The 14,382-nt window shown below is 35.6% G+C and carries 10 protein-coding genes; 4 read left to right on the top strand and 6 right to left on the bottom strand.

Going from position 1 to position 14,382, the window contains the following annotated elements; translation table 11 throughout:
• Positions 1-32 precede the first annotated feature (32 nt).
• Both LY11_RS16600 and LY11_RS16595 read right to left on the bottom strand, forming a co-directional pair.
• Positions 33-812 carry a GLPGLI family protein gene (locus LY11_RS16600; RefSeq protein ID WP_111634772.1) on the bottom strand — a complete coding sequence of 260 codons (780 nt, stop codon included), beginning with the start codon at positions 810-812 and terminating at the stop codon, positions 33-35.
• Entirely contained in the window at positions 813-3,620 is a 2,808-nt protein-coding gene (locus tag LY11_RS16595; RefSeq protein ID WP_111634771.1) for a TonB-dependent receptor, read from the bottom strand.
• A gap of 420 nt (positions 3,621-4,040) precedes the next feature.
• On the opposite strand from LY11_RS16595, the gene LY11_RS16590 reads away from it, so the two are divergent.
• Positions 4,041-4,655, top strand: a complete 615-nt coding sequence (locus tag LY11_RS16590) for an RNA polymerase sigma factor (RefSeq protein ID WP_111634770.1) — start codon at positions 4,041-4,043, stop codon at positions 4,653-4,655.
• A 199-nt stretch (positions 4,656-4,854) separates the two neighbouring features.
• Here the strand turns inward: LY11_RS16590 and LY11_RS16585 are convergent, their stop codons facing one another.
• From LY11_RS16585 to LY11_RS16570, 4 genes are all read right to left on the bottom strand, one after another.
• Positions 4,855-5,247 carry a hypothetical protein gene (locus LY11_RS16585; RefSeq protein WP_111634769.1) on the bottom strand — a complete coding sequence of 131 codons (393 nt, stop codon included), beginning with the start codon at positions 5,245-5,247 and terminating at the stop codon, positions 4,855-4,857.
• 150 nt (positions 5,248-5,397) lie between these two features.
• Positions 5,398-6,471 (bottom strand): hypothetical protein, encoded by a 1,074-nt coding sequence (locus LY11_RS16580; RefSeq protein ID WP_111634768.1) that lies wholly within the window; start codon positions 6,469-6,471, stop codon positions 5,398-5,400.
• Between the two features lie 78 nt (positions 6,472-6,549).
• Positions 6,550-8,562 carry an XAC2610-related protein gene (locus tag LY11_RS16575; RefSeq protein WP_111634767.1) on the bottom strand — a complete coding sequence of 671 codons (2,013 nt, stop codon included), beginning with the start codon at positions 8,560-8,562 and terminating at the stop codon, positions 6,550-6,552.
• 262 nt (positions 8,563-8,824) lie between these two features.
• Positions 8,825-10,729 (bottom strand): DUF4153 domain-containing protein, encoded by a 1,905-nt coding sequence (locus tag LY11_RS16570; RefSeq protein ID WP_111634766.1) that lies wholly within the window; start codon positions 10,727-10,729, stop codon positions 8,825-8,827.
• Positions 10,730-10,856: 127 nt separating this feature from the next.
• Here LY11_RS16570 and LY11_RS16565 point away from each other — a divergent pair, with 127 nt between their 5' ends.
• Genes LY11_RS16565 through LY11_RS16555 form a run of 3 tightly spaced genes read left to right on the top strand, consistent with a single transcriptional unit; the run spans position 10,857 to position 14,377 of the window.
• Positions 10,857-11,336, top strand: a complete 480-nt coding sequence (locus LY11_RS16565) for an OsmC family protein (protein ID WP_111634765.1) — start codon at positions 10,857-10,859, stop codon at positions 11,334-11,336.
• Positions 11,337-11,343: 7 nt separating this feature from the next.
• Positions 11,344-12,720 carry a M20/M25/M40 family metallo-hydrolase gene (locus tag LY11_RS16560; protein ID WP_111634764.1) on the top strand — a complete coding sequence of 459 codons (1,377 nt, stop codon included), beginning with the start codon at positions 11,344-11,346 and terminating at the stop codon, positions 12,718-12,720.
• A complete protein-coding gene (locus tag LY11_RS16555) occupies positions 12,710-14,377 on the top strand; it encodes a M1 family metallopeptidase (protein ID WP_111634763.1) in 1,668 nt (555 codons plus the stop codon). Before LY11_RS16560 ends, LY11_RS16555 begins: the two co-directional genes overlap by 11 nt.
• Positions 14,378-14,382 lie beyond the last annotated feature (5 nt).

The raw sequence follows: 14,382 nt of genomic DNA, 5'->3' as shown, positions 1-14,382 counted from the left end.
TTAAATTTGCTCAGGAAGGTCTTTTTTAAAACCTACAATAAAAATGACTTAAACATAGACCGGGCATATTCACCCCAATTCTTTAACGCATTGCTCAGTGTAAGCTTCAGACCCTTGTTATCAGTTGCTTTTCCTTTGATAGGAGGGATCAGCTTGCTGTTGCCTAGTGGTCTGTCTGTTACAGTTTTAGCGAACCATGTAACATTTTCATGAGGTAGTGCCAGTCCTAAGATCATTCCCGGTAAACCCGTAAATGATTCCGGACCGCCTGAAATGGGGATCTGATCAGTATAAAATGCAACTACGTAAATAGAATCCATGATCAGCGCATTTGCTCTGCGGCAATTGAACCCGGCAATTTCCCTGGTTTCATTGGTGATTTTCCAGTTAATCGTCCGGGTACTATCTTTAACCAGGAAAGTTTCTTCAAACACCTTTTTCTGTGTAATCTGCTGATGTGTATGGAGATCAGTATAAGTGGTGTTGATCTGACTGACAGCAGGATCTTCACCAAAGAATGGGACAGCAGGAGCATCATCTGTTACGGGTTTAAATAAGGTAGTCTGATTCGAAAAAGATAAGGTGCTTTTTGTCAGCTTAAACTGTGGGGATGTTTTTTTGAATTGCTCAAAAAACTGCCCCATGTAGCCTTCATTATTTTTATTGATCCTTTTCTGGATCATTGCATACATATTGTTGCTTCTTTCAAATTCTATAACTCCTTCAGTAATAAATCGGGCATTTTGAGCAAACGAAATGTTGCTTAAACCGAATAACAGACAGCTCAGGATAATTAACGTGCTTTGTTTCATCTATTTATTTGTTTTTTCTGTCAGTTGTTTTTTTGCGGTTCCTCCGCCCATTTTATTAAAGTCCCAAACAATAGAAGCCATAAAATATCTTTTGATAGTAGTATAACTGGTTTGTGTGATCATGTTTCCATTGGCATTTCTATTAAAACCAACATTCTGGTTCAGCAAATCATTAGCGGAGATTGAAAATTTAAGGCTTTCAGATTTCAGGAATTTTCTGCTTATCCTTGCATTTAAGAGAAAAAGATTAAAATCTGTATTGAAAGATTGTGTTTTACCCCTGTATTCATAACTAGCGTCAGAGCCTATTTCAAATTTACCAGGTAAATAAATGGTGAAATAACTTTGTCCATTTAAGCCCCATCCATTATCATTGGTTGACTTTTGCAGTGAAGACTGGCTGGTCGTGTAAGCAGGGCCGAAGGATAAACGACCTTCGAATTTTTTCTCCTGGTACTTTGATATTGATAACTGTCCGGAGTAGGTGTTAGATTGAGTTTTATTGAGCGAACCGTTTACATAACTGTAATAGGTATTTCCATTAGAATTTAAGTTCATTCCAGCGTAAAGATCCTGGAATTTCAGTTTCTGAGAAGCACCAACGTATAAATAGTAATTACTGGTTTGATGGTCAGTAAGGTTCATAGATTTGTAGGTGCTCTTTCCTGCAGGATCCGTATCTACACTATTTATAATTGCATTCGAAGTGAAATTGTAGGCTCCGCCAAGGTAAATACTCTGACCACTCAGTACTTTATAAGAATTATAATTAATATCTATTCTGTTATTAAAAGATGATTTTAAATCGGGATTTCCAATTCTGATGTTCAAAGGATCTGTATTGATAAGTACAGGCTGGATCTGATCTATATTCGGTTGTGAAGTATTACCAGTATAAGCTATGCGAAAAGATTTTTGCTGGCTGAATTTATATTGATAACTAACCTGAGGATTCCAGTTGATAAAATTCCGCTTATAAGAAGTATTGTTAATTACATTTTTTTGATCAAAGGAAATCGTGGCGGCTTTCGTCCCGAAATTGATAAGTGTTTTATCTTTTTTGAAGTTTAAGATAGCACCAGCAAGGTTAGAAATTTGATCCAGCTGGTAATTGTTACTGTAAAGAGTATCTAAATATGCGTAATTTCCATCAGGTGACTGATTAAATGATTTTCTATTTGCACTGCTATTGCTGATTCCGAATCCATAATTAACAATAAGAGATAGTGATTTGGATAAAGGTTCCGTATAAGCCAGGTTACTGGTAAACTTAGAAGATTTAATAATATTGGTTTTGAACTGATCAATAACCTGACTGCTATCCTGAATACCTTTAGTGTTAAAGAAATTATTTTCTGATTTTAAGAATCCATTGCTTTTACTTTCCTGAACGGACTCATTCATATTTAAAGACAATGTACGTCCTGTTTTTTTTAGTTTTTTAGTCCAGAACAAACTCGCATTAAATATTTTATCGTGACTATCATTTGATAGCTTTCTTGAACTTTTATTTAATAATAGATCGTTGGCAAAGCTACTGCCAATATAATTATTTTGAGTATTGCTGTTTTTGGCTGTACCATCGGCAGAAACTTTTAGGGTTGAGGTAGAGTCGAGTTTGATCTGGTAGGTAGCATCAAGTTTCTGTTTGAAAAGATAGTTATTGAAACTTTCATCAGAATTAGAATTGATAATTCCTGTAGGGAGATTGTTCTGGCTCAAAGTACTTTTTGTTCCATCCACACTCAATGAGCCAATCTTGTAATTTGTATTAATTGATTCTTTATCATTGTTCCATTTTGAATCATAATGCAAGCCTCCTGTTCTGGCTAACGGAATACCTTCGCCATTATATTTTCCATCATAAGAATCAAGTGCATCATTTTGATTGGAGGTTACGTTTATCCCGCCATCCTGAAATTGTATGTCATTTCCTGAACCATATTTACCATTATCCTGCCAGCCTAAACCCAGTTTTCCATTATTTCCCAATGTGCCATAAGCGGAAAATTTCTTTTTTCCTTTAAAGGCATTAAACATTCCTTGTGCCTGGTAAAATTCATCTGTTGCTCCGCCTAAATCCAGCTTTCCGAAATACCCGTTCTTTTTATCCTCTTTTAATTTAATATTGATAGTTTTCTCTTTTTTACCATCATCTATACCTGTAAAAGCTGCCTGGTCACTTTTTTTATCATATAATTGAACCTTATCTACCATATCACCTCTGATATTTTTAGTGACCAGAGTGGGGTCGTCTCCAAAAAATTCTTCCCCATCAACTAATACTTTATTTACCGCTTGTCCCTGGGCTGTTATTTTTCCGTCCTTATCAACCTGTATACCGGGAAGCTGTTTCAATAAGTCTTCCACCTTAGAGTTTGGCTGTATCTGGTAAGCCGATGCGTTAAATTCAGTAGTATCACCTTTTATCTTTATAGCTACTGCTTTGCCCTTAATGATGACATCGGCAAGGAGGGTTGCTTTTAATGTTAATTTTATTCTGCCAAAATCTATTGTAGTTTTAGTACTGTCCAAACTAAAATGCTCTACATAATCTGCATATCCCGGATAGGTAATTAATAAGAACAGCTTTCCCTTTTGAAGATCAGGTATATTAAAATTACCCTGTTCATTGGCTCTTGTGAATTTTACGAGTGTAGAATCTTTAGCCCGCAATACACTGATTGTCGTGTACTGTAAATTTGCACCGGAGGCCTGGTCGGTTACAGACCCTTTCAATACCCACGAACTCTGTGCAAATGTATAAATGGAGGAAAAGCAAAAAACAATAAATAGAGATAATCTCATAAACAATTAAGTATAAGACTAATATATAGCCTTTTTAAGGATAAAAGTATCCCTTTTAATGTTAAATAAGGTTAAAGTTTTAAAATTAATCAGACGTGATTTATTAGTTAATTCATTTGATATTTGTGCGTTTAATTGATTACTTAATATTTGAATTCAAGAGGTTAATGTTGTTTTTGGAAAATAAATTTATCATTGAATTGATTTTAATATTGACTCTTTTATAGTTGCAAATTGCCTGGGCATATGCCTTTTTCTCCCTGAATTCGACTTGATTACGTTTCCTATTGAAAAAATATAAGCTATTTCATTTATGAAAAAACGTTTTTCTTAAGCTATATGTGTAGAATTACATTCAACAGTATTGTTGAATTATAAAAAAGTATTTAATATTGAATATTAATTAGTTAGGTGTATTTGATGGAGATATTAGACAATAGAAGAAAAAGAATTGTAGAAAAAATGCCCTGGACTGAAGAAGAACTATTCAGTCATGTCAAAGCGGGAAATAAAAATGCTTTCGAGCAACTATACAGAGCTCATAGTGGAGGTATTTATTACAACTTAAGGAGAATGACCAGGGACGATGAGCTTGCTAAAGAAATTCTTCAGGATGTTTTTACTAAAGTCTGGGAAAAAAAAGCAGCACTCAATATTGATAAACCTTTTCAATTCTACCTTTTCCGGATGGCCCAAAATTCGGTAACGAGTTTCTACCGCAGTATTAAACGGGATAAAAAAATGTTGGAAAACCTTCAGCTTCTAGCTTCAGAAATTACCCATCAGCCAATTGAAAGTATACAAACCGGGGTAGAGGAAGAGCTACTGCTCCAGGCAGTAGATTGTCTTTCCCCACGAAGGAAAAAGATATTTATTCTATGCAAACTGGAAGGTAAGTCCTATGAAGAAGTCAGTAAAATATTGGGAATAAGTGTTTCCACGATAGGTGATCATATTGTTAAAGGGACGAAAACAATTAAACAACAGTTGATTAAATCAAAAGATCGTTCTTCTTTACAGGAATTTCAATGCTGACCGTTATTGATGAACATTTTCCAAAAAAAGTTTAAATAAAATGGAAATAGAGCAGATGAAAATTAGTGTGTTTGCGTCTTTACTATATAAGATCACTAAATAAAGGTATTGCTAACAACGCCCGTTGCTCTGGCAAGTTTAGGTTAATAATAGTTAATAAGCCAGTCGATGTATGTGGATGCAACATCGACTGATTTTTTTAAACTATCCTTGAAAATTCAATAGTATAGATCGTATTGGGCGAAGAATGCCATTTACCATCTTTATTAAACTGCATTCCTTCAGGTTCAGTTGTCCATATCATCTGGTTACCAGTTATAGTCAGCTTATAAACTTCCGTTTCTTTACCAAAAGATTGGATCATATAAAATTCATTACCTTCTTTGACTATCTCATAAGTGGCTTTTGAAGGGAAGGTTTCATTCTCTGTAGCTTTAAAATTTGTGCCATCTAACCCTATAACGATTTCAAGTTCAGTATTAATCTGATCAGGATGTATTGTATTTCCTTTTTTATCATTGAATACATATTTATCTGATACGGCTTTCCACTTTCCTGTAATTTGTGTATTGATCTGTTCTTTATTCTGCATTTATAATCTATTAGTGTTATTCATCATTAACCCATTTTGTTGATTGGGTTATTCTGCTACAAATATGCTACAAAAAAAATAGCCGGAATCTTTTTATAAGATTCCGGCTGCTTTTATATAAATTAACATTTAGATACACTAAAATGTTCTCTATTTTAGTTCTACAGGATAAGTGTTTTTGCCATCAGTCCAGCTACCTGTTAAACTTCCGTCTTTCTGGATCTTCAGTTTGAAAAATTCCTGTTTCTTTGAACCATCATTGTTTGATACTTTCAATAAAAGAGAAGAATCTTGATTGATAGTACCTCCCAAATCAGTTGCTGTACCAAATTTATCATAGAAGTAAGAACCCCGAAAATTATCTTCTCCCAGATAAGTGATTAATAATGTGATTGGGTAAAGCTGATTTATTTTGCCTTTAAAAACTCCTTTTCTTAAATCCTGATTTTGTGGCACTGTACATTTTAATCCTGCGGTAGCCAATAAACACTTACCATATTCATTTAAATAAGGCTCCAGGAATTTGTTACTTAATAGATTACTATAAATATCGGTTCCAACTTCAACGGGCTGACTTCTATATAATCCAGGGCAAGTGCTTCTGGTTAAAAGTAAACCATTCTTTTGAAATTTAAGATCATCAAGATTCAGGTTATCTCTATCTTGCTCCAACAGACATGAAGAGTATGTTTTAATAACAGATTCGTCTTTGTTCGCTGAATTTTTTAATGTTTTCAGATAATTACTCAATCTTGTCTTACGACTTTTGATAATGAATTGGCGAATTGTTTCATATCCTTCTTTTGTCACCAGATCACTAAACTGTATAAGTCTGCCCGTTTGTGCATCAAAATTGTTAATTGCAGAATGTTCATTGAGAGAAGCACTGCTATATACACTATTTATTTCTACAGAAAATAGCTTAGGCGTATTGACAAGAACCTGGTAGGTTAGTATTGTTACACCTTGATTTGAACCTTTCTTTGGTCTTACTCTTTCAAAAATGCTGATCTTCTGTTTTCCGGGAAGAATTTCAAGCTCCTTCCCCTGCAGGTACGTATTAATCAGGTTCTGTGCTGGTGTTTTTCCAGTAAGTACAGGGAAATCATATTCTCCGGATTCTTCAAATGTCTCTTTTATAGCACTGACTTTGAAATATTGTGCTTTTACCTGTATTGAAAATGTTAAAAGTAACAGGACAGTAAATGATTTAATAATGGCCATTCCGATTTGAATTTAAATAATTGATCTTGCAGTTAAATATCTGTTTTTTATGGTGATGTATTTCTCTTTTGTCAATGTTTATTCCTTAATAGGAATGCGTTTTTCATTGAATACTTTATATTTTTTAATCTTTTTTATAATCACATTATCTTTTCTTACAAATTCTGTGCTAGAATATACTTTGCTTTTCTGATCAAACTCAATATTCGGTAACTGTGAAAGTAAAGTGTCCAGCGTGAATAAACCAGCAGTATGATCATATAGATAATAGTTCTCATAGAGATTACCAAGCTCAACATCGTCCTTACTACTTGTTCTTAAAGAAAAGTCAGGGTATCCATCAAAATTATAGTCGTTTATATACAGCGTAGTATTTGTGGTATCTATGCCATCAAGTTCTGTGATATACTGCAAAGTTTTCTGATCTGCCCGGGAAGTTATTTTAACCGCAACCGGATTAGATTGTTCGTCTTTAATCAATGCGAAATTATATAATGATGTATTCCTGGTATATAATAAACCAGTTTCGGGAAAGAAGCATGCTTTTGTGATCCAACCTTTAATAAGATGATTGGGTGTTGTTGTAATTTCTACTTCAAAGAATCTTGCATTTTCGGATTTAATTACGGCATAATCTCCTTTTTTAACAGTAGCCAAAGTTGTTTTCTGCTCTTCTGGATATGGATATACAGCTGCAGCAGAAGCCATGACTTCTGCACCTTTATAATGATGATCAATCCATTTTCCATTGATGAGTTCTCCGCTACTTTCTTGTGTGAAAAATCCCATTGCTGCATATTGATCCCAATAGGCAGTTTTTGTGAGTTGTTGATTTATGAAAGTATACTTTTCTCCACCATGGTGTGCCGCGCCATCGCGCCAATTACTGCTGATAGTACGGTTTTTTACGTTTACATCTACTTGTGAAAGCTGGGATAACCCATCATGGTATTCGAAATTACTTTTTTGTGGATTATACAGATAAAAATTATTGGTGTAATTAGGTCCCGCTCCGCCACTTTGCATTAAAAAGCTAAAGTCTGGATAACCATCAAAATTGTAGTCGGCGACCTGAATTACCTGAGTTGGTTTTGATTTTAACTCAGCCCCTACATCAAGAAGGACCTGTTTACTACCAGTCTTTTTATTGATAATCTTTACTGCATTTACGAATTCCTGATCAGCCGAAATTTCAAAACGGAACCCTTCGGCCTGCTGTTGTTGCCTGATCCATGGAGCAGTGACAAGGTCTTCTTTTTTAATCCATCCACTGGTGGTTTGAAGCAGGGTTGTTCCTTCCTGCATCCCATCATCCAGTGTGTAATATTTTCCTGTATCCTTGCGTACCTCAATTCGATCTACCCCATACCATTGTGCTGAATCATCTGATGTAATTGCTATCGTTTCTCCTTTTCTAAAATAATCTTTAACAACCGCATGTGACCCTGACTTATCGTAGATCTGAATTTTACCCTGATTTACATTTGTTCGCAAATCAATATAAGGCTTAGGCATTTTTCCACGCCAAACAAAAAATGCCTGTTCAAATTGATAATTTTTGCCATTTTGATATTTTCCTGAAACCGTATCTTTTATAGATTGGTTTTTAATCAGCGGATTTTTATAAATCCCAAAATAATCATGTCTATTTTTACTAAAAGACCATTCTCCCTGTAAATTGCCTGCTAAAGAGTTATTGTTGCGTGTGATTATTGAATCTTTTTGAATAGAAAATTCCTGGGAAAAACAGGAGTTTCCAGCATGATCGAACGTTGGATTTTTAGAGATAGCAATCAATTGTTTTTTCCCCCTGGTACTTACTGTATCTCTTAAAAAAGCGACCTTAATTTGGGTATGTGCTTGATCTGCTGCAACGATTGCGTAAGTTAATCCATAATCGTGTACCTCTTTATAAGGAACGACTCTCATGGAAAGAAAGTCATCAATTGAATTAAAAAAAACAGCATAATGGCTGATCCCAAAGAAATTGTTACGCTGATCATCGAATTGATAGATGCCAGTTTGAGGAACTTGTGCATTCAGTGTAATACAATTGATAGCAATGAGAAGAAAAAATATTAAATAGCGCATAAAGATTTATAATCTGCAAATATAGGAGAGGGTAGACACAGATAATCATCAGAATTGAATTTTAAACTCCTAAAACGATTAGATAGGAGAAGTAAATTGCGGATCAGGTGCTTAATAAGTTTTTTTTACTGATTTTTAAGGATTAAATTCAGTTGACAACCTGTCAGTTTTTATCATAGTATACATTACTTCATCTAAAATTATACTTATAAAATATCTTCCATATAAATCCTGGTACACAATCCAGGTAACCGGATAATTTCTATCTTTTCTTAATCAGATAAACCCCTGTAGCATAATTCAGTAAGCTAATTTTTTTGCTTTTATCTAAAGAGAAGCGGATTGAATTTATTTTAAACATAACCCTAAAGTTTTTCGTCTTTTTAGTAAAGCTCAATAACGAAGACGGCAAGTTATACTCCGGAGGATCATCACGGTTGGACTTTTGCAGGTAAGGCTTTAACTTTGACTCCTCCTTCATTAAATCACTGATCAGCTCATTGACATTAAAAACAGCTGTATCATTATTCAGCCTGACCTGTAATATACCCGCTTTTTTATTTTCTGTATCTATTGATATTTTATCAATTACATAATGATTGTGTGTGTCTTCGTAATTGATATTCGCCTGATCAATCATGAAATCATATCCGGTAACGACTGTAATTTCCGGCTCACTTGTATTCAAAATATAATGTTTTTCCTCCTGCTGATCGCCTCTATCAAAATAGAAACGGTTTCCTGAGAATTTCTTCAGTCCGAAATAGCTGATCATCCACTTCATTTTTTGATCCAGTATATCATATCTTGAAGTTCTGAGGTGACCATAACTGTCTTTGACCTTGCTTAAAGAATCGCTGGCCACTTTAAGATTCTGGGTCACATAAGGCTGGAGCACTTCAAAATCATTGTGGCTAATAAGATATTCTAAAGTAGCTACTGCTTTTTCACCGTCTTTTTTAGAAATCTTATTGATTCTTACAAGTTTCCCATCTTGAAAGGCATGATTATCTTTGAAAATACGCAGCAAGATAGTTTTCTGAGAATAAGTTGAAACAGAAAAAGCACTTTGGGGACCATAGATGGATACCAAAGTAAACAGACATAAAGAAATTGGGATTATTTTAATATTTTGCTTTTTCGATAACAAAAAATAGAGCGTAATAAATAATAGCCAGCTTGCCAGGAGCGTCAGAAAATAACGGGGTTCCGTTAAGCCATAATCAGCTACCCTTGTGCCTAATGCTACAAATAATAAAAACAAGAGCGGCAGCATTAAAAAATAGAAAGTACGGGCAAAGGTTTTGATCCATTTATTCTCTTGTTTTTCGCGTATAGGGAAAATTAGCAATAAGGAGAGTATCCCAAAAACTGCATAACCCAAAATCAAGTAAGAAACCAGTCCCTTTGGCAATCTCCACTGTACCAGTATTTTTATTTCATAAGCTAACAAGATCACTACATATATAGTGGCAAGTGGTATCAGGACATATTGGGTGAATATTTTTAATCCCTTTGGATAGCTGAAATCCTGGTTGAGTTTAGAAAAATTATCTGGAACGCCAGAAAGAAAAAACACGGTATTGAATATACCTGTAATACAAACCCACAGGATATAAAAAGTATCATACTTAAAGTCTGCACTAAATAAAAAATTCATTGCGCCTATTGCAGCTGCGATACCAGCGTATAACGCTGCGCTATAAAGGGCGGTGGTTGAAAAGTGCAGAAAGAGCGTTTTGTTAAATTGCCAGAAACCTTGTATTGTACCAGCTTTAGTGAAGGCAGCAAAGGCAACCAGCAGATGCCCGGCAAGGATCAGCAAGAAAAACCTGATCAGATCAGCAGCATTTATAAGGGGATTGAATGTGAAAAATAATACTGCTGTGAGCAATGCGGCAATCGAGTTATAAATTAGCCGCTGCGGAGTTTTAATTGAGCGGCTTTCACAAAATAGGGTGGTAGCCAGGCTGATTACCAATCCAAGGGCGGCTGTCATCATTACCCTTTTACACCAGCTTTCCTTTAAATAATTCAGACTTTCCAACTCTATATAAGCGATCGCTGCTAAAGTTGCAACGAATGCAAAAAGGATTTCGAAAGGAAAACGCTTTAAAACACGAGATACACTTTGTTGCAAGTTTTTAAGAGAAGGAAATGTCATCATTGGAAAATTTAATCAAAGGTATATTCTCAATTTGATAACTTCAGTCATTTACAGAATAAACCATGATTTATTTTGTAACTAAATAAGAATGTCTAAATTGGATTTATTGAATATAAAACGATCATTTATGGCTAAGACACATCAGTATAAAACAAACCTTTTATGGGTTGGAAATAAAGGTTCCGGAACAATGGATTACAGATCTTATGATCGGAATTTTATCGTTTCAGTTGAGCATAAACCTGATATAAGTGGCTCATCTGACTCTGCTTTTCTAGGGGATAAAACCAAACATAACCCTGAAGATCTGTTGGTTTCATCTATTTCATCCTGTCATATGCTCTGGTACCTGCACCTGTGTTCGCAAAATGATATTATCGTAATGGATTACAAAGATGAGGCAACCGGCACTATGACAGAAAATGCAGATGGGAGCGGACAGTTTACAGAAGTTATTCTACGTCCGGTAGTGCTGATTATTGATGAAGCAAAACATGAAAAAGCAATTAGTTTACATACAGAAGCACATAAGCTGTGCTTTATTGCCAATTCATGTAACTTTCCAATTAAGCATTTGCCAGAATGTATTGTTGAACCTAAACGTTAATCCCCTAATGAAATTAAAACTGATTCTTCTTGTGTTGTTCTCGGCAAATCAATTATATGCTCAGGACACAGTGACTATACGTAAAATCTATGATGAAGCCCTGGTAAATAGTAAATGCTATGAAAACCTTCGTTATCTCTGTAAAAATATTGGCCCTCGTTTAAGCGGATCTGATAACGCTCAAAAAGCGGTGGTATGGAGCAAAAAACTAATGGAAAGCTACGGCTTTGATAAAGTATACCTGCAAGAAGTTATGGTACCACATTGGGTAAGAGGAGCGAAGGAGACTGCCTTTATTATTGATGGTCAAAACCGTATTTCCGTACCAATTGCTGCACTGGGAATGAGCGTTGCAACGCCAAAAAATGGACTTACTGCTCATATTATTGAAGTGCAAAGTATCCAGGAAGTAGAAGAACTTGGTGAAAATAAGATAAAAGGTAAAATAGTTTTCTTTAACCGCCCATTTGACCCAAAGTTTATCAGTACGGGTGAAGCTTACGGAAGATCAGGCGACCAGCGCTTTATGGGCCCGGCAACTGCTGCTAAATATGGAGCTGTTGGTGTGATTGTCCGTTCGCTGACTGAAAGTCTTGATGATTATCCGCATACCGGTGCTACACTATTTAATAAAGACGGTAAAAATATACCCGCTGCGGCTATTTCGACCAAGGCAGCAAATAAATTGAGTGCTTTGCTGAAAATGCGTAAGCTGCCCCTTGTTAAATTCTATTTTAAACAAGACTGTCAATTGCTTCCTGATGTATTATCCTATAATGTGATTGGCGAATTGACTGGTACAGAACATCCGAATAAGTTTATTACAGTTGGCGGACACCTTGACTCATGGGATCTGGCCGAAGGTGCACATGATGACGGTACAGGTGTTTTACAATCGGCAGAAGTATTGCGCATATTCAAAGCTTTGAATTACAAACCTAAAAATTCTGTTCGTGCTGTCTTTTTTATGAATGAAGAAAACGGTCATAATGGAGGAACTAAATATGCTGAACTGGCTGCTCTGAATAAAGAAGAGCATATTGCAGCTATTGAAACAGATGAAGGCGGTTTTACTCCGCGTGGTTTTAGCTTTGAAGATGTATCAAATGATTTTATCAAGAAAATTAATAAACAATGGAAACCTATACTTGAACCTTATGAAGCAGACCGTTTAACCATCGGCTATTCCGGTACTGATATTGGCCCGCTGAAGGAAAAAGTTCCAGGAGTTATCCTGATAGGTTTCAGGCCGGATTCTCAACGATATTTTGATATTCACCATTCCTCAAACGATGTTTTTGAAAACGTAAATAAACGTGAACTGGAATTAGGTGCAGCAAGTATGGCCTCGCTCATCTACCTGATAGACCAGCATGGACTATAAAAAAAACTTCTGGCTGGTATTTCTTGTGCTCTTTATAAATCTGCCAATGCAGACCAGCGCACAATTGTCTGTATTGAAAAAAACTTTTTCACGTGCAGATACGCTAAAAGGAAATCTGACACCATTGCGGAGTTGTTATGATATTAATTTCTATCACCTGGATGTGAAATTTAATATCGACAAGAGATTTATCAGTGGAAGTAACCTGTTTAAATTTACTGCAACACAAGATTTTACGAAGCTGCAATTTGATCTCTTTGCCAATTTAAATATTGATAAAATCGTTTACCATAATCAGGTACTCACTTACACACGTGAAGCTAATGCTGTATTTATTTCTTTTCCGGAACTGATTAAAAAAGATAATAAAGATGAGTTTACAGTTTTCTATTCTGGTTATCCGAATGCAGCTCTTAAAGCACCCATGGAAAGCGGGGTTGTATTTGCTAAAGATTCCCTGGGTTACCCGCTGGTATCCACAGCCTGTGAAAGTAAGGGAGCGAGTATTTGGTGGCCTAATAAGGATCATCTTTCGGATGAACCTGATAGTATGCTGATTAGTGTAAGCGTACCAAAAGATTTGAAAGAAGTATCTAACGGACGATTGAGAAAAATTACTGACCTTAAGAATGGTTATAAAAAGTTTGATTGGTTTGTAGGCAGTGCTATTAACAATTACAATGTGGCGGTAAATATTGGTAACTACACGCATTTCAGCGATAGTTATGCTGGTGAAAAAGGGAAGCTTACACTCGATTACTGGGTGTTACCTTATAACTTACCAAGAGCCAAAGCAGATTTCACAAAGAATGTGAAAACCATATTAAAAGCATACGAACATTGGTTTGGCCCTTATCCTTTCTATGAAGACGGCTATAAGCTGGTTGAAACACCCTATCCTGCTATGGAGCATCAAAGTGCAATTAGCTATGGTGGTTATATGCGGGGAGGCCCTGAAAATGACTGGGTGGGTATACCAAAAGGTGAAAAGTGGGATTTTATAATTCTTCATGAAACTGCACATGAATGGTTTGGTAATAACATTACAGCTAAAGACTTTGCCGATCTGTGGATACACGAGGCTTTCGGGAGTTATGCAGAATCTTTGTTTATAGAAAGTTTGTATAGTAAAAAGGCAGGACAAGAGTATATCCATGGCAACCGGACAGGTATAGCTAATGACAGGTCAGTTGTTGGCCCTTACCATGTGAATCAAATGGGTTCCGGAGATATGTATTCAAAAGGGGCCATGTTGCTAAACACGGTCAGGACGATTATTAATGACGATGAAAAGTGGCGGAGTATTTTGCGTGGATTAAACGAAATGTATTACCACCAGACAGTTACCTATGATCATATCATTAATTACATCTGTGCGCAGTCTGGTAAAAAATTAGAGTCTGTATTTGATCAGTACCTCCATTATAAAAGTCTGCCGGTTTTGGAACTTGCAGTTAAAGAAGGGAAGCTAAATTGCAGGTGGATTGCAGAAGCTGAAGGTTTTGATATGCCTTTACGGATTAGAATATCAAAAGGAGCGTATCAATTCATTTATCCTTCTGCCAAATTTACGCCTATAGACTTAGCAGGTATATCAGCAGAAAATATAGAAACTGATACCTTCAATTATTATATTGGCTTAATCAAAGCTGATTAAGCCAA

The sequence above is a fragment of the Pedobacter cryoconitis genome (assembly GCF_003259615.1).
Classification (GTDB): domain Bacteria; phylum Bacteroidota; class Bacteroidia; order Sphingobacteriales; family Sphingobacteriaceae; genus Pedobacter; species Pedobacter cryoconitis.
Note: the sequence above shows the minus strand (reverse complement) of the source record. Positions and strands in the feature narration are given on the sequence as shown.